Raw genomic sequence first — 15,846 nt, forward strand, 5'->3', positions numbered from 1 at the left:
GCGCCCGGGCCGGCTACTCGACGGCGACCCAGTCGTGCACGACGTTGAGGGCTTCCTGGTAGCTGTCGCTGCTGGTGAGGGCGTTGGTGAACTCGGCGATGATCTGCGACCGCTCGGGGTTGCCGATGCCGTTGGTGCTCAGGTGGCGGCGCAGGTGGGCCCGGACGGTGCCGAGGATCGAGTACGCGTTGCCGTCGGTGCCGGTCAGCGGGACCGCGCAGTTGGGGTAGCGGATGTCGGACATCGGGGCGCCTTCGTTCGTCGGGGGTCGCTTGGTGCGACTCGGACATGGACAAAGTTAGCGCCTAGGCGCTAATTCGTCAATCAAAAAACTTGCATCCACTCAGGGGCCTGCCCCGGCCTACGCGGGAGGCGCTGCGCCGATCTCCCCCGCGGCGTGCCACGCCCAGAGCGCCCGGGCAACCGGACGCCCCGACTGCCGCCGGCACCGGGAGGTGCAGGGGCAGCCAGGGCGGTGCTGTCATCGGCCGGAGCGGGTGGCGCAGAAGCCGTCGCACACGGCGGCCTCTGCGGGGTCGGCGTGGCCGGCGCAGGCGGGCACGTTCTCGTGTCCGTGATCCCAGGGGTCGGGCAGGCACTCGGCTCCGCCGTCGGTGAGGATCTGATCGAGCCGCTCCCAGAGCTGCCGTACGGGGTGGTCGGCGGGCAGGCCGGAGGCGGCCTCGGCCAGTGCGGTGCGGATCTCGGTGGTGCCGAGTTCGTCCAGCCGGTCGACGGGGTCGAGGTGGCGCAGCTCGTGCTGGACGACGGCGGCGTGCTGGTCGTACGCCTCGCTGATCGCGTTGCTGTCCCACTGCGGGGTGATGAGGCCGCCGCAGGAGCACATGCCGACGTACAGGGGGCCGACGGGGTCGAGGGTGAGCCGGTGCTGGGCGCGGACGGCCTGGAACAGAGGGTCGTCCGGCCAGTGCGGGACGTCCTGGCACTGATCGGTGCAGGGGCCGGTGGTCTGGGCTTCCCGCCACGGGGGCCTGGGGAGGGGGCTCACTCCATCGCCCCGTCGACCCCGAACCACTGGCACTGAAGGTTGCGACAAGCCCAGCCGGAGCCTTCGGGATCGTGCCAGCGCTCCGTCTCGGTCTCGCCGCACTGGGGGCACGGGGGGTTGGGTTCTTCGGCATCCACAGGGTCAGCCTCTCGGAGTGCCGGGGGTCGGCTTCGTTTCGGCCAGCCAGTCGCAGGCGGGCTGGAAGCCCTGTTGGCAGTCGTCGCTCTTGGAGTCCGAGAAGCCGTCGTTGAAGGTGGTGACGGAGGACTCCTGCGACTGCGGGTGGCTGGCCGCCACCTGAGCGGTAATCAGGCCTGCGCCGATCCCGGCTGCGGCTGCCAGGAGCAGGGCTACTAGGGCCTTCATGACAGTCGCCGAGCTTCCGAGTGCCGAGTGCCGAGCGGGTTGGCGTCGCCGCCTTCGACTCTGGGGATGCGTAGCGTGCTGAGCTGATCGGTGCTCGTCATGTTCGTCCGTCCGTTCTCTCCGGCGGGGCGCCGGGCGCGTTCCGACATGGACAATGTTAGCGCCTAGGCGTTAAAGCATCAAGGAAAAAAATAGACACTCACGTCGGTGGCGGTGCCACGCCTATCTCTCCCGCGGTGTGCCAGGCCCAGAGCGCCCGGGCGCCATCCAGCGTGCTGCTCCAGCCGGCCTGGCGGCCCGTCCGGCAGACCTCGAGTCCGTCCTTGCACGAGCAGGTGACCCGAAAGTGCCCCGCCCAGCGGGTCACGACGGCCTGCTTGATCCAACCCTGGTGCTCCCCCGCGGCAAGGCGAATCGGCCTCACCGCCGCGTCCAGATGTTCGCGGGTCACCGTGACCAGGGGGAACAGGTCCTCTCCCTCCACGTCCCGCTCGGCTTCCGTGTAGTGCCAGGTCAGGTCAGCGACCAACCGCCCGGCACGGGCGTAGACGCGCTGGACGGTGGCGTGGACCTCCTGCTCCGGGTAGTTCTGCATCACCAGGTCACCGGCCTTGATGCGCAGTCCTCGGCTATGAGCGCTCAGGCGCTGGCTGCGCGGCTTCCTGCCATCGCTCGTCATCCGAACCGGATCCCGGTCCGAACCTTGACGATCTTCTCGATCGCGCGTCGGGCGTCGGCGCCAGGCGACTCGATGTCGACCCGGCCGTGCGTCGCCGCCTCGGCTCCGGAGCCGAACAGTGGCACAGCGGACTCGTACCCGACTGCCTCGCGGAAGGTGGCGTCGCTGATCAGGCCCTCGATCAGGGCGATCCGCAATGCCAGGAGGTTCGCCCCGCCGTGGCAGCCGATCCAGCCGGCGCACATGCGGCGCTTGTCGCTGTCGCTGTCCGTCTGATGGCACAGCCACAGGGCAGCGGGCTGCTCGCTCGTCGGACGGTCGTACCGCTCGAGCTTGGCGTACTCCTCTTCTGCCCAGACCCCTGACGGGACATCACCGCGGTACGGGCAGGTCCTACAGGCGGACGGCGCGGGCGGGCGGATCTCAGACCTCACGGTGATCACGTTCTTCCTGTGGCGGGATCCTGCTCGGCACGGTGCTCGGCAGCGGGCCGAGTGTAGAAGCGCCCCCCGGGGCGTGCGGCCGGTAGTCGGGGCAGGCGCAGGAGCGGCAGGGGATGGCGCCGGCGTCCGTGAGGTGGAAGGCGTGCTGGTTGTCCCGGTGCGAGCAGCCGCACGGGGCGCGGCTTGGGGAGCGGCGGCGGCATTCGGCGGCCGTCTCGTGCACCAGGGCGTCATCGGTCGCGGCCCGGGCGGCGTCGCGCAGGGCGGCGGCGGTGATCGGGCCGGAGGCGAGGTGCTGGGCGCCGACGGCGGCGAGTCGCTGCTGCAGCACAGGGTCGCCCACGACATGCTCGGCGAGGGCGGTGAAGGCGGCGGCCTGCGCCCGGCACTCGGCGGCGACGGCGTCGTGGTCGGCTGCGCTCATCGGGGGCGGGCTGGTGTCGATCACGAGAGGGTGCCGTCTTCGCGGTGTTGCCGGATGCGGGCGGCCTGGTATCCGGCGACGAGGAAGGAAGGCTCGTAGCGGTACCAGCGGTCGTAGTGCTCGTCGGCGTCGAGCTTGGACCAGATGCCCGTCACGGCGTCGGCGTGACGGGCGGTGAGGTAGGCGCACATCGCGACGCGGTGCTCGGGAGTGAGGCCGATGACGGTGAGCGTGTCGTAGCTGGCGTCGAGCTGCTCCAGGATCTCGGCACTGGGCGACTGCGGGTAGACCGGCACGGTGCGCGTGGAGTTCCACCGGCTGGTGCGCCCGAAGGGGTTGTCCAGGCCGGGGCGGCGGGAGAAGTCCATGGGCTGGAGCACGTGGTACTCGGTGGTGTCGGCGGCGCCAGGCTGCGCCTGGGTGACGACACCAGTACCGCCGGGGACACGGGGTCCCCAGACCTGCGCGTTGTGGAAGACGCGCGTCTGGGCGGGCAGGGGGTGTTGGACGGTGGAGCGGATGATGGGTGTCATGGGGTTCCTTGTCGGGCTTGTGACCGAGTTCGGCGAGTGGGTTTTCGAGGTGCAGGCGGGGAAAGGCGGCCGTCAGCCGGTCGCTGCCGGTCGGCGCTCCAGGTGCACGCCGATCACCTGGCGGGCGGGGACGTTGGTGATGTGCTCGCCGTCCTGGAGGTCGTTCACGTCGAGTAGTAGGCCCTTGGTGGGCACGTCGGTAGCGGTCAGCACCTCGGCTCGCGGGACAAGGACGCCGCGGCCGTCCCGGAAGCGGATCACGACCCGGTAGCCGGTGGTCACGACGTCCATGGCCGTACGGACCTCCTCCGTGCGGTCGGCCAGCTCCTCCAGCTCGGTGACGAGAGCTTTCGCGATGCGCTCTGCCGCCGCGTACTGGGGGCCGGACAGAACCTCGTCCCGGTCGAGCTCGCGGACCCCGTAGGCGTTCTGCAGGTCGGCGAGGGTGCGCAGCGCGCGTTCCACCGTGAGGGTGTCCAGGCGGTCGGTCAGACTCATGGTGGGACTCCTGTGGGCAGTAGGTGGGGCCGGGCCCGGTTCCGGGCCCGGCGGGCAGTGCGGGCTACTGCTGATAGGCGGCGATCAGCTTGCGTACCTGCTCCGGCGGCAGGCAGCCCGGGTGGCGGTAGGTGCTGGGCGGCTCGCCGTTGCGGCCACGGATGTGCGACAGGTAGCGCGGCCCGGACCAGCCGGGGCACCCGGGGAGTATGCACTCCAGCCACCAGTGGTTGTCGCTGCCGGGGAAGCCGCTGCGGGCGCGCCAGAACTGGGCCTCGATGGTGGCGAACGCCTGTTTGGCGCTGCCGATGTTGCGGTCGGTGGCGGGCAGCCGGGGGTGGAGAAGAGGTACCTCATCGAGCGGCTCAAAGACCCGTGGAACGAGTTCGGTCAGGGGGATGGGGGTGATGTTCCCGTCGACGTACTCCTTGATCAGGTGGTCGGCGGCCTTCGCGTGGCCCGGCTGGCCCTTGTCCGGGCGGCCGACGCAGTACTCCTCCTTCCCGTTGGGGACGGCGTACCAGGGGCGGTGGAAGCGGAAGACGTGCCCGAGGACCAGGTCGGTGGTGTCGGGGGACACGATGACCGGGTAGTGGCACTCGATGTCCGTCGGGTCACCGAGGCGGTATGGCAGGAGGAGGGTGCTCATGGGGTACTCCTTGTCGCGCGGGCGGCCCCGACCGTGAAGCCGAATCGCTCATTTAGATGACCTGAGTTTATCAATTCGAACAGCGCGAGGCTCCCACTCCACAAGTCGACGCACCGTCAACACCCGCCCCACACCGGCCCCCATCTGCGGAAACCCCAGGCGTCAACGAGGACCAGGGCCGTACAGTCGTTGCAGCGACCATGCGAAAGGCGGTCGCATCGGCACAAGCGAATGAGGGCACCAGACTTGGCAACCACCTTCGGTACGAACACCTCCGTCGCGTCCACGATCGCCTTGCTGGAGGCTCGACTCCCGGGGCTTGAGGCGGAACAGGCTGCGCTGGAAGGCAAGTTGGCTGCGGTCACTGGGGACCTTGAGTCGGTCCGCACTGCCCTCAGCAGCCTGAAGGCGCTCACCCCGGCGGTGCTGGAAGCGGACAGCCCGGCGGACGCCGAGCCGGTTCCCGCCACCGAGGACAAGCCGCTCCCGGTCGCCGAGGCGCCGACGGCGAAGAAGCCGACTCGTCGCGGACCGGCGCGGACCGCCGCGGCGAAGCCGGCTGGCACGGCGGCCCGCAGAGGACGCAAGGCCGCAACGGCTCCGCAGACCGCCGAGACGGTGCCCGAGAAGGAAGCGGCTGCTCCGGCGCCGCGCAAGACGGCGGCGAAGAAGGCCACCGCCTCGAAGGCCGCCCCCAAGACGGCACCGGCCAAGGCGGCGGGCGGCAAGCGGTCGAACGGCATCGCGGACGCCGTCCAGGGCGCCCTGACCGCGGCCGGTACGCCGCTCCGGGCGAAGGATGTCCTTCAGGCCATCGGCCTGGACGAGACCAGCAACAACCTGGCCAACGTGACCGCGACCCTTGGGCGACTCGTCACGCGAGGCCAGGCACAGCGCGCCGGGCGCGGCCTGTTCGAGCCGTCACAGCAGAGTTGACGCGGGCGGTACCCCGGCGGCAGGCCCCGACAGGCCTGCCTCTGAGCGCAGTCACCGTCTTGTGCAGCGTGCTGGCCCGGATCGGCCCTGCCAGCACGCTGCACAGCAGCGGCCAGGGTGCTCCTGCTGCGGGATGGCGGAGATGACCGGCACAACCACCCGGGCAGTCAGAGTTCGGTGATCAACCCGTTCTGGTCGTAGCCGAACACCCGGTGCGACTTGAACGGCGCGGGCCGGAAGACGGGGGCGTGGCCGCCACCGCGGGCAGCGGTCATGCGGATGTCGTACGAGCGGGTGATGCCCAGCACCCACCGCTGTGGCTTGGCCTCGACCCACCCCTCCCCCGTGGTCGCGCCGGCCATGACGTGGTTCTCACTCGCCCGCCGGGCGCGCTGCAGCCGGATGTGTGGGCACAGAGTCAGGGACGCCTCGGCGCACGCGGGGTGCATGGGCGGGTCGGCGTAGCCGCGACGCTGGAACGACTGCTCTCCACCGAGGAACGCCACCCAGTAGCCGAGGTCGCCGCTGCAGATCGAGCAGCGGCGCTCCTGGGCGAGGCGCACGCCCTGCTCAGCGTTGATGGCGGTGAAGTCGTGGAAGTCGCCGTGCTGGGAGACGACCGGTACGGGCAGCTTGCGGCGCGGATCGACGGGAAGTTCGGGCATCCGCTCGGGGAGCTGGGCCAGGAGCGCAGCAACGTCGGCTTGGATGGGCATGGGGTCCTTGTCTGGTGGCCGGGCACGATCGGTAGGAGCCACGGGCCGTCGGGTGGGCGGAGACGCTCGCCTGGTGGCCGGGGACTCAGAATCCGAAGTCGGTGGGGGCCGGCTTCCGGCCCCCACCTGCAAGTGGCTGGGTCAGTCCGAGGTCAGGCAGGCCAGAGCAAGGGCGGCGTCGCCGAGGGAGAAGTCCGGCAGTTCCAGCCGCGCCAGGCCTCCGTCGAGTACCTCGACCCGCAGCGGGTCGTATGTACGCCGCTCAGCGTCGTCGTTGTCGTCCTCGAACTCGAACTTCTCGCCCGGCGGGAAGCCTTCCAGCGTCTCGCTGCCGTCGAAGTGGTCGTGCGGATCGCCCCAGGCCGCCCGGTACGCCTGGGCGGCCCGGTCGAGCGGCACGCGGTCAAGGGTGAGGGTGCAGCACTGGACCAGGTCGGACAGGTCGATCCGGACGGTCCCCGAGCCGTGGGGCGTCTCCACGGCCAGCGTCACGGTCCTCAGCTTCTCCGTCTCGTCCGGAACGACGGGCAGCGGCAGGCCGGTCCTGGCCCGCAGGTAGTCAGCAGCGGCCCGCACGAGCGTCCGAACCGCCTTGTCGTAGATGTCGCCAGGCGTCGCCGCCCGGGCGGGTTGGCGGGGGCCCTTCGGCTTGCGTGGGGTGCCTTTGGCGGCCGCGCTGCGCATCTTGCCCGCGACGATGCCAAGGCTGCCCCGGTCGATCGGCGCGGGCGGGTACGTGCCGGCTGCGATCCTCGCGTCCAGGGAATCCAGTTGGTCGGCCAGACGCAACGCGGCGTCGGCCGTGGTGTCGATGTACGCGGCGGTGCCGACCCCCCTCGGGCGAACCTCGGCGCCGCGCACCAGGTCCACCAGTCCGCGGTCGGTGATGGCGTCAGGGTGGGCGAGCAGGTAGGTGTGCAGGCGGCCGGGCAACGTGATGGCGGCGGTGTTCGTCATGGCTCCTCGTCAGCATCAATTTAGATGACGCAAGTTTATCAATCGTCGGCGCGCAGGTGGCCGCTCCACGAGGCATCGCCCAACGGCCCGACCCGGCAGCGAGCAGCCAAGAAAGGGCCACCAGAAGCCCGATGGGCGCCCGTCGCCCGACGCAGGCGCGGGTGCGCACACGCCCCCACCCGCACGACCCCGGGTTCACCGCCTGGCACCCGCCCCTCATTTTCGGCGGGAAACGGGCTCAGCACCGAGGTCGGCCGAGGCGAGCGCGCGCAGCGGAGCCCGCTGCCGCTGGGCTGCGGTGACCCCGGGCCGACGTGTGCACGGTCAGGGGTCGCCCAGGCTGGGGCGCCACTGTGGGCCGGATAGCGCCGGCACCTCAATCTGATAAGTTCAGGTCATCTAAACATGATGCTCCTGCAGGCCGGTCAGCGGCGCGTCGACGCACCTGACGACCCGGCATCGACGCTTGAAACAGCGCACCGAGGCGGCCCGGCTGTGGGCCCCGCGCTGCGCCTCACCCTCAGCTGGCCTCGCGAAGGAGGACCAAACGATGTTGCCCGCGACCACAGTTACCCGCCAGATCATTACCCTCGCCGAGGAGGCCGGACTGCACCCGCAGGAGCGGCCCGCCTTCGGCAACAGCTACCGCGTCGTCGTGGACGCCAAGGAGGGCATGGGCTCGCCGATCGGGCACATCGAGATCGGCAGGCGGTCGGGGCGCGTTCTCCGGGCCGCCATCGTGATCGGCCTGGGCGGCCCCGAGCCGCAGAGGGTGACACTGAGCGGCGCCGCCGCGGTTCGTGCATGGCTCCAGGGCTTGCTCCGTTCGACGGCGCGGGCCGGCGACGAGAGGGTCCACACCCCGGTTACCAGCAAGTAGGAGTGGCACGTTTCCGCAGGTCGCATTGGTACCAGTCAGTAGTCTGCGGGGGAGCTGACCGCCTGCCGACCCTCGATCGAGGAACTGCGCGTCGATCCACAGCGCCCGTCTCGGCCTTCGGCGTGTGGTCCTGGAGAGCGGCTGACGAAGCAGATCCGCTGCTCGGGCAACCTCCGGCGTAGCCGAGCAACCCGCTCTCCCCCGACGGGTCAACAGGACTTACTGCCAGGTACGCGCGGGTCTGGTCCGAGCCTCGGGTTCGCTCGGCCTGGACGCCGCTGCCACCGGCGTGCTCGGTTGACGGCGGCCCCCGGTGCTTCGCTGCGGTAGATGCCCGGGCCTTGGTAGGGCGCCAGGCCAGACACCACCGCGGATACACTCAGGTCATACGAACCAGTCCGCAGCCGCCGGAGGTACCGCCTTGACATCCCCGCCGTGTCCTGGCTGCGGCACGTCCGCCAACCCCGATGCCGCCGCAGATCGCTGCCCCGGCTGCGCCCCGGCGCGGCCGGCCAGCGCGCGGGCGGGGCGGGCGGGGTTCCCGGGAGCGCTGTGGTCCCTCGCAGAGGCCCACGCCGAGTACCCGCACGTTCCGCTGCCTACCCTGAAGGGCTGGGCTCGCGAAGGACGGTTCGGAGACGCCCTGGGTGAATCGGTCGGCGGCACGGGCCGACCGGGCAAGCTCTACGCGAGGAAGGCGATCAAGGCTGCCCTCATCAAGGCCGGTCGTGTCACAGCGAAGGGCGAGCCGATCTGTCGCCCTCACCGCGGCCGCGTTGTGCCGCCGGGTGAGCATCGCACCCGCTCTGGCATCCGGCTTCTCGGCATCAGCGATCTGCCTGGCCTCTTCGGCATCACCCTCAACACGGCGCGGATCTGGTCATCGCGGCCCGACACGGTGACACCTGAGTTCCTGAGCCCGAACGCCTGGCTGGACGGACGCGGGAACGTCACTACCACCGCGCCTCCGAAGGCCAACCGTCGCGGGTGGCATCCCCTTTGGCGCGAAGACCATCTACGGAAGTGGGGCAGTCTGCCGAACGCCCACGGGCACCCCCGGCTTCTGAAGGACGGCGCCCCGAACCTGGCAGCCCTCGATTACGGACGCCGACGGACCACATCCGCGTGATGCTGGACCCGGGCAAGGACTGTGAACTTTCGGTGGTGCCGGCCGACCGGCACCACCTGCCCCGGGTTCGCTTACCGCGGCGGCCGCGAGCCTCGGCGCGGACGGCGCCGGACTGGGCCGACGGCGCGGGCCTGCCCGACGAAGATGTCCCGGGCGAGGCCGGTGAAGTGCGCCACGGCCTGGGCCAAATCCTCCGGCGACACTGGGGACACCCAGGGCGGTTCGACGGCCTTGGCGCGGTACTGCGCGAGGACTTCGGCGGCCAGGTCGCGTTCGACCTGCGGCCGGCCCGGTGGCGGTTGATCGGTCACGACCCGGACTTTAGGGGTGAACTGGGCCATTCCCGGCACACTTCACCGTCACGTGTTCCGTGCGCGGCACAGTTGGCACCCCACTGTGCCGCTGGAAGCGCACCTGAAAGGGAGCAGTACGTCTCGCTTCCACCCGATCAGGTGTACCGGTCAGATCGGCCGGATCATGACGGCGTACACGGGAGCGTCCTCGAATGGCTGCTGCTCCCCGACCTTTCGGTAGTCCCAGGACTCGTACAGAGCCTGGACCCGCGGGTGGGTGGTGTCGACCAGCAGCGTGGCCAGCGCCTGCGGCTTGGACGCGATCAGCTCGGTGTGGAGCAGCGAGGAGATGCCCTGCTTGCGCCAGCGCGGCCGGACCATGATCTCCGAGACCGCGAAGGTGCTGGGGTCGGCCGGCTCTTCTTCGAGGTGGCCGCGCCACCACTCCTTGCCCTCGCCGAGCGGCGCACCGTAGGCGAAGCCGACCGGCTCTTCGCCGTCGTATGCGATGACGCAGTGGAAGTCGGGATAGCCGGACCAGAGCTTGGCGAACCAGGGGAAGCGCTGGACGAACGGGTCATCGAGCTGGTCGGCGTACGCATCGGCGTGTACCTCGATCAGGAGGTCGGCCAGTCCCGCCGGAAGCTGTCCTTGGTGGTGGTGACGGGTCGTTATCACTGGCGCTCCTTCGGGCGGCGAATGCGTTCGGTCCACTCTCGCGTAGCGGTGCTGTCCGGCGCCACCATGATCAGGTCACGGTGGAAGTCGCCCAGCAGGCTGCGCATTCTGGGCGGCAGCTCGTCCCCCATGAGTGGCCGGACGGTGAGAGCGGTCGCACAGGCCTGTTCGAGCTCCCCCTGATGCAGCTGTGCGAGGGCGAGCCACCCGGTGGCTGACGCTCGGTTGCGGCGGTACTCGGCCGGGATGCTCGCCAGCGCCTGGTGGGCGGCACCCTCGGCCTGCTCCGCAGATCCGAGACGCTGGTGGACGACTGCGGACAGGGCGAACAGCTCGGCGCGGCCGTAGAAGTCCAGCCAGGAAGGCCTCTGCTCCTGGCCGGCTCGATTCAGGGCGTCGTGGGCGTGTCCGAGGTAGCGCAGGGCGGCCTGGCGGTCTGAGGCGGCGGCGTACCCGATGGCGGCGCGCGCGTGGGCGAGGGAGGCAGCAAGGGGGTCACGCCGGGCGATTCCCAGGCTGTGGGCTGCTTGAGCAGCGGCGATGGATTCGTGCCAGTGTTGTTGCTGGAAGGCGATGACCGCCAGGTTGTTGTACACGCGCAGCTGGGCGGTGGAGTCCTGCGCGAGGCCGGCGTAGGTGAGCGTGTCCTTGAGCAGTTCCTTGGCCCGTTCGAACCGGCGGTCGTCGATCGCGGAGAACGCCGCCGTGGCGGTGAAGTCGGCGGCGAGGCTGAGGAGCTGCCGGCCGACGGCCTGGCTGGTGTTCATCTTCGTGAGTTGGAGGGCTTCGGCCGCGCCTGCAACGGCGGCGGCTTCCAGGGCGGTGTGCCCACCGAGGTGGTAGTCGAGGGCGACCAGGTCGTCCAGCTTGGTGCGTAGGCGGGCGACGTCGGACCGGCCGACCATCGTGGGGGCCGCGAGCGAGGGAATGGGCAGGGCAGCGGCAGTGCCGATGGCGATGAAGCTGCGACGACGCACAGGTTCCTCCGGCGGGGGTGCGACGCCCGGCTCGATGAAGCCGAGCTGGTCGGGTGTGCGCTCCAGCACGCTGGTGAGCGCGATCCTGATTCTGCCCTGTGGCCACTTGCTCTTGCCGGACAGCCACTTCTGGACGGTGCGCTCCGAGATGGTCCCGAGTTTGCCTGTGATTCGGGCCAGCTCGTCGTTGAGCCGCCGTGCTAACTCAAGTCGTGTGAGCTGCAGTTCGGCCATCCGGGCACGTAGAGCGAGGTTCTCCCCCATGCCCCCAAAGTAGCGGCGTGCTCACTGATCGTGCAGCGGTTTGGGTAATGAGATCGCCAAAAGTTCCCTCCCCTCGCGCGCGGGACGGCCCAGGTTGTTCCTCGTCAACAACCAGCCACGCCAGTTGACTGGGGATCAGCCCCCCCGTGCCAGCCGGCGAGCCGCACCCTGCGAGCAGGCGGGCCACGCTCTTCCCCAGGAGACCGCGGATGCCTACGACGATGCACGAACCCGAGCAGCTGGTCTCCGCCAGCACGGCACCGGTGCACAGCCAGGCCGCCGACGGCACGTGCGACGCCGACTGCCCCGCTTGGCCGTGCAACGTCGAGGTGGACGTCACCCTGGAGATCGAGACCGGGGATACGGCGGTACCGACAGCACGGCGGAGACTCAAGGATCTGGTCAAGGAGCACGAGCTGCCGGCCGACGAGCGGCTGCACGACGCGCTGCTCTGCCTGAGCGAGCTGCTCACCAACGCCCGCCACCACGCTGGAACGGTGCTCGGAGTCCAGGTGACCTGGACCCGCGAAGGGCACCTGAGGGTGGACGTGCAGGACAACAGCCTTCGCCTACCCCAGCAGCGGAAGCCCAACAAGGGCAGCCAGGGCGGCCGCGGCCTCCACCTCGTGAGCGAGCTCGCCGACGCATGGGGCTGGTACCCGGCTGGCGCCGGCAAGGTCGTCTGGTTTCACGTTGCCACCGGACAGGTCCGCACCGAGCAGCAGCGGGAGCAACGGTTAACCGCCATGGTGCGGCGCAGCCGCACCCTCGCCCAACGCGCGGCCGCGGCGGCGACATCGCCGCCGTCGGCTCAGGTTCACCGCCTCCCCCAGCGCACACCCGGGCGCGGCTGGGACGAGTTCGTTCGAGGCGGCCAGGTCGGCCGCGCGAGCGCGTAGAGCTGGGTGCCGTCCGGTGAAGGCGCTGTGCGGCACCCGAACGACCCGGTGGCCCGGCAGGTGGCCGCCGGTTTCCTGCCCCATCCTCGCGCCGCCCGGCTCAAGCAGCCGGGCCAGGGGCAGGTCCCTCGGAGGATCCGTGTTGTCGGGCACGTCGAACCCCGAGGCTGCGCCGGTCTCCCGCCAACCCCCGGGCGGGAGACCGGCCCGGACCCCATGCAGAAGACAACGGAGAGTTGAAGAACGTGAGCACCACGACCAGCAACGCGGTCTTGAGGGCGCGCGGCGCCGCGGCATCTGCCGACGGGTCCGAGCACGGCGGGTCCATCGCGCTGAGGGAGCCGGCACTGCACACGGCAGCCCTCGAAGAGGGGTTCGATCCCGAAGGTGCAGTGCTGCTCGCGAACGGGCGGAGCAGGGTCTACCGGCTGCCCGCCGCCATGTGGAAGGGCAAGGGCGGGGTGGTGGCCAAGGTCCACCCTCGTGGGCACGCCCTGGCCGCCGCGCAGCAGTGTTCCGTGGCCTACTGGGTGCGCTCGGAGGGCGTCCTGACACCTCGCCCGCTGCGGCGCGAGCCGGTCATCTCGCACGGCCACGCAATGTCGTTCTGGGAGGACTTCGGCGACGGCGGCCCGGCTACTCCGGAAGGGCTCGCCAGCGTGCTCAGTGACCTGCACTCGCTCCCGGAGCCGCCGGGCTTCCTGGGCATCCGCCCCTACCGGCCGTTTACCGACCTGCACGTGCGGGTCCGGGCGCTGAGGGATCTGGAGCCGACCGTCCGCGGCTACCTGCTCCGCGAGCTCCAAGCCCTGGCGGCCTGGTGGAACGTGGCCCGGTGGCCCACGAAGAGCGGCGTCATCCACACCGCGCTGAGCCCGCGGGAGGCCACGGCCACTGCGTCCGGCACCGGTCTGCTGGACCTGGCCGACCTGCGCATCGGGCCCCCGATGGTGGACCTGGCATCCGTGGCAATGCAGCAGGAGGTCTACGCCGACGACCCCGTCCTCCCGCACCGGGGGGACCACGACGAGGATCCGGACGCCGCCTACGAGGCCTTTCACCGGGCGTACGGCGTCGACGTCACGCGCTTCACCGACGGCAGGCCCTACCGGGCCCTGCGGCGGATCCACATCCTCACCGGCTGCATCGATGCGCTCGAACGTGCCGCCGGGTCCTCCGCCTGGTGCACCGAAGGCGACTACCGACTGAGCTGCGTCCGCGGCGAGGAGGGCGACCTGCCGTGGTACTGGCGTACGGCCGCGGAGATGGCCGAGGCCGTGAAGTGACCCCCGACCAGCAGGCGGCCACCGGCACCATGTGGAAGCCGGACGTCGTCCCCTACGTGACCTCGTACACAGGCGAGCACGACCGCCCGGCCGCACTGGTGGCCACCAAGAACGGCCTGCGCTTCGCGGGCGAGGTCCCCGGCGACCGGGACAGCCGCGGTGTGCTCTGGATCCGCCAGGACCAGAAGCGCGGCGCCGGCCGGCCGGACTTCGGCGGGATCAACTCCGCTCGGCAGCGCCGCTGTATGAGCCGGTTCCTCTGCCAGGTCTGCGCCGGTCCGCCCTCGGTGACGACGGAGGGCATGCTCTTCCTGCTCTTGGACAAGCCCGAACCGGACTGGGAGGACTGGCCGGAACGGATGGGCACCGTCCATCCGCCGCTGTGCGCGCGCTGTGCCGGCCAGGCCATTCGGATGTGCAGCGCTCTCAAGCGCGGCTTCACCGCGGTCCGCGTCCGGCGCCCCGTCGTCGCCGGGGTCGACGGGAAGGTCTACGGCCCTCCGGCGGGCGGAGCCGAGTTCGTCCAGCGGATCGTCCAGTACGACGAACCGGACGTGCTCCGCTGGACGATCGCGGAGCAACTGGTCGCGATCCTCCTCGGCTGCACCGTCATCACCGACCTGGAGAACGACCTGCGCGGCGCCAGCCTGCTGGCAGCACCCACTCGCGACTGACCGAAAGGCGAACCCCGTGGGCCTCTCTAATCTCGAACCCGCACCGTCAGGGCTTGCCAGTGTCTAAGCTCCCCAGAATGAAGACCGTCAGTGATCGCAGCGTCACAGAGCTGGCTGCCGAGGCAGGCGAGCTGAACCACCAGCTCATCCACGCGCTGGAGCAGGCGGGCAGGATCACCACCCCGGAGATCGCCGCGGCGTTCCGGGCGACACCCCGCCACCTCTTCGTCCCGGACGTCGAGTTGAGCGAGGCGTACAAGGACGACTACCAGCCCACCGACCGCGACGGCGACGGCCGGCTCCTCAGCTCGGTCAGCGCGCCGTGGCTGGTGGCGCAGATGCTGGAGTACCTTCGGCCGCAGCCGGGCAACTCGGTGCTGGAGATCGGCTCCGGGGGCTACAACGCAGCCCTCCTCCACCAGTTGGTCGGCGACGCTGGCGCAGTGACCAGCATCGACATTGACCCGGCAGTGACCTCGCGGGCCCGCCGCTGCCTGCGAGCGGCCGGCCTGGAGGACGCCGTCCGCATCGTCACCGGCGACGGCGCGCACGGCGTCCCCGACGCGGCCCCGTACGACCGGATCGAAGTCACCGTGCAGGCGGCCGCCATCGAACAGGCCTGGCTCGACCAGCTCGACCCCAAGGGCGTGCTCGTCGTCCCGTTGCGGGTGCGCGGCCTCGGCCGCCTCGTTGCCCTCACTCCCAACGGCGAAGGGCACTACAGCGGCGGCGGCTGGCTGCCCTGCGGCTTCGTGGCGATGCGGGGGGAAGCGGCGAGCTCCACCCGGATGCACGCGCTGACCCCCGGGGCTCGCGTGCGGGTCGACGGCACCCAGCCGCTCGACCCCGAGGCCCTGGCGAAGGCACTCGACACCACCGGCACCCCGCGCTGGTCCGGCGTCGAGGTCGGGTCGAGCGAGGGGACCAGGCCGGTAATCGACCTGTGGTTCGCCACTGTCCTCGACACCTACGGCACCCTGCTGACGGACCCGAAGGAGTCCGCCCTGCGGGCGCTGCCCGGCGGTACCCCGCTCACCTGGACCACCGACTCCACCGCCGCGGCTTACGTGACGATGCGCCCGGTCGAGGAGAAGAGCGACCGGTACGAGTACGGCGTGATCCTCCACGGCGATGACCAGGCGCTGGCCGAGACGCTGGTGGAGAGCCTGCGGGAATGGGACCGGGACCACCGGGGACGCCCCGGCCCCGTCCTCCACGTCTACGACGAGGGCACCGACCCCGCGACCATGGCCCTGGGCCGGTCGTTGGAACGGCCCGGCGCGCCGATGGTCCTCACCTGGCCGAAGTCCTGACGGCCACCCACACTCCCGGACCCGCGCGGTCCGGGCGCACCATCCCCACCCGGACGATGGAAGGAGGATGCACATGACCGCCACACTGCTGGACGCCTTCGTGCTCGACGCGACGAACACGCCGCTCACCGCTGTGCGCGAGAACTACGCGGACACCGAGGGCGACACCACCGGCGACGGCTGCGGGGAATCGCCCCCGGCCGGGCCGACCAGCGGCTGCCTGATCCCGGACCAGCTGTAGCA

Annotated in this window: 21 protein-coding genes; 7 read left to right on the forward strand and 14 right to left on the reverse strand. The window is 70.6% G+C overall.

The window, feature by feature from the left end:
* Positions 1–13: 13 nt before the first annotated feature.
* The 9 genes from ACIGG8_RS27010 to ACIGG8_RS27050 form a co-directional block, all read right to left on the reverse strand.
* Complete coding sequence (locus tag ACIGG8_RS27010) at positions 14–244, reverse strand: hypothetical protein (protein WP_396551401.1); 231 nt, start codon at positions 242–244, stop codon at positions 14–16.
* Between the two features lie 237 nt (positions 245–481).
* A complete protein-coding gene (locus ACIGG8_RS27015) occupies positions 482–1,009 on the reverse strand; it encodes a hypothetical protein (RefSeq protein WP_396551402.1) in 528 nt (175 codons plus the stop codon).
* 141 nt (positions 1,010–1,150) lie between these two features.
* Entirely contained in the window at positions 1,151–1,375 is a 225-nt protein-coding gene (locus tag ACIGG8_RS27020) for a hypothetical protein (protein WP_396551403.1), read from the reverse strand.
* Between the two features lie 199 nt (positions 1,376–1,574).
* On the reverse strand, positions 1,575–2,054 hold the full coding sequence (locus tag ACIGG8_RS27025) for a hypothetical protein (RefSeq protein WP_396551404.1): 480 nt from the start codon (positions 2,052–2,054) through the stop codon (positions 1,575–1,577).
* The gene (locus ACIGG8_RS27030; protein ID WP_396551405.1) at positions 2,051–2,497 is read right to left on the reverse strand and encodes a DUF6283 family protein; all 447 of its coding nucleotides are present in this window, start codon (positions 2,495–2,497) and stop codon (positions 2,051–2,053) included. Before ACIGG8_RS27030 ends, ACIGG8_RS27025 begins: the two co-directional genes overlap by 4 nt.
* Positions 2,478–2,921, reverse strand: coding sequence for a hypothetical protein (locus ACIGG8_RS27035; protein ID WP_396551406.1), 444 nt, complete (start codon positions 2,919–2,921; stop codon positions 2,478–2,480). The genes ACIGG8_RS27030 and ACIGG8_RS27035 overlap by 20 nt, the downstream gene beginning before the upstream one ends.
* 20 nt (positions 2,922–2,941) lie before the next feature.
* Positions 2,942–3,454, reverse strand: coding sequence for a hypothetical protein (locus ACIGG8_RS27040; RefSeq protein WP_396551407.1), 513 nt, complete (start codon positions 3,452–3,454; stop codon positions 2,942–2,944).
* Between the two features lie 72 nt (positions 3,455–3,526).
* Positions 3,527–3,952, reverse strand: coding sequence for a hypothetical protein (locus ACIGG8_RS27045; RefSeq protein ID WP_396551408.1), 426 nt, complete (start codon positions 3,950–3,952; stop codon positions 3,527–3,529).
* Positions 3,953–4,016: 64 nt separating this feature from the next.
* Complete coding sequence (locus tag ACIGG8_RS27050; RefSeq protein WP_396551409.1) at positions 4,017–4,601, reverse strand: hypothetical protein; 585 nt, start codon at positions 4,599–4,601, stop codon at positions 4,017–4,019.
* Positions 4,602–4,847: 246 nt separating this feature from the next.
* Here ACIGG8_RS27050 and ACIGG8_RS27055 point away from each other — a divergent pair, with 246 nt between their 5' ends.
* Positions 4,848–5,537, forward strand: coding sequence for a hypothetical protein (locus ACIGG8_RS27055; protein ID WP_396551410.1), 690 nt, complete (start codon positions 4,848–4,850; stop codon positions 5,535–5,537).
* A 167-nt stretch (positions 5,538–5,704) separates the two neighbouring features.
* On the opposite strand, the gene ACIGG8_RS27060 is transcribed toward ACIGG8_RS27055, so the two are convergent.
* Positions 5,705–6,253: a hypothetical protein gene (locus ACIGG8_RS27060; protein WP_396551411.1), complete on the reverse strand. Its 549-nt coding sequence runs from the start codon at positions 6,251–6,253 to the stop codon at positions 5,705–5,707.
* Positions 6,254–6,394: 141 nt separating this feature from the next.
* Entirely contained in the window at positions 6,395–7,210 is an 816-nt protein-coding gene (locus ACIGG8_RS27065) for a hypothetical protein (RefSeq protein ID WP_396551412.1), read from the reverse strand.
* A 550-nt stretch (positions 7,211–7,760) separates the two neighbouring features.
* Here ACIGG8_RS27065 and ACIGG8_RS27070 point away from each other — a divergent pair.
* Complete coding sequence (locus ACIGG8_RS27070) at positions 7,761–8,090, forward strand: hypothetical protein (protein WP_396551413.1); 330 nt, start codon at positions 7,761–7,763, stop codon at positions 8,088–8,090.
* A gap of 1,200 nt (positions 8,091–9,290) precedes the next feature.
* On the opposite strand, the gene ACIGG8_RS27075 is transcribed toward ACIGG8_RS27070, so the two are convergent.
* The 3 genes from ACIGG8_RS27075 to ACIGG8_RS27085 all read right to left on the reverse strand — a co-directional run bounded on the left by ACIGG8_RS27075 (position 9,291) and on the right by ACIGG8_RS27085 (position 11,431).
* Entirely contained in the window at positions 9,291–9,530 is a 240-nt protein-coding gene (locus tag ACIGG8_RS27075) for a hypothetical protein (RefSeq protein ID WP_396551414.1), read from the reverse strand.
* 150 nt (positions 9,531–9,680) lie between these two features.
* Complete coding sequence (locus tag ACIGG8_RS27080) at positions 9,681–10,190, reverse strand: GNAT family N-acetyltransferase (protein ID WP_396551415.1); 510 nt, start codon at positions 10,188–10,190, stop codon at positions 9,681–9,683.
* A complete protein-coding gene (locus tag ACIGG8_RS27085; protein ID WP_396551416.1) occupies positions 10,187–11,431 on the reverse strand; it encodes an XRE family transcriptional regulator in 1,245 nt (414 codons plus the stop codon). Before ACIGG8_RS27085 ends, ACIGG8_RS27080 begins: the two co-directional genes overlap by 4 nt.
* 209 nt (positions 11,432–11,640) lie before the next feature.
* On the opposite strand from ACIGG8_RS27085, the gene ACIGG8_RS27090 reads away from it, so the two are divergent.
* The 5 genes from ACIGG8_RS27090 (at position 11,641) to ACIGG8_RS27110 (ending at position 15,844) form a co-directional block, all read left to right on the forward strand.
* On the forward strand, positions 11,641–12,330 hold the full coding sequence (locus tag ACIGG8_RS27090; protein WP_396551417.1) for an ATP-binding protein: 690 nt from the start codon (positions 11,641–11,643) through the stop codon (positions 12,328–12,330).
* Between the two features lie 392 nt (positions 12,331–12,722).
* Positions 12,723–13,616 (forward strand): phosphotransferase, encoded by an 894-nt coding sequence (locus tag ACIGG8_RS27095; protein WP_396551418.1) that lies wholly within the window; start codon positions 12,723–12,725, stop codon positions 13,614–13,616.
* Entirely contained in the window at positions 13,613–14,290 is a 678-nt protein-coding gene (locus tag ACIGG8_RS27100) for a hypothetical protein (RefSeq protein WP_396551419.1), read from the forward strand. The genes ACIGG8_RS27095 and ACIGG8_RS27100 overlap by 4 nt, the downstream gene beginning before the upstream one ends.
* A gap of 77 nt (positions 14,291–14,367) precedes the next feature.
* Positions 14,368–15,603: a methyltransferase, FxLD system gene (gene fxlM, locus ACIGG8_RS27105; protein ID WP_396551420.1), complete on the forward strand. Its 1,236-nt coding sequence runs from the start codon at positions 14,368–14,370 to the stop codon at positions 15,601–15,603.
* Between the two features lie 73 nt (positions 15,604–15,676).
* Positions 15,677–15,844 (forward strand): hypothetical protein, encoded by a 168-nt coding sequence (locus ACIGG8_RS27110; protein ID WP_396551421.1) that lies wholly within the window; start codon positions 15,677–15,679, stop codon positions 15,842–15,844.
* The last annotated feature ends 2 nt before the right edge of the window (positions 15,845–15,846 follow it).

The organism is Kitasatospora sp. NPDC085464 (genome assembly GCF_044541955.1).
GTDB lineage: Bacteria > Actinomycetota > Actinomycetes > Streptomycetales > Streptomycetaceae > Kitasatospora.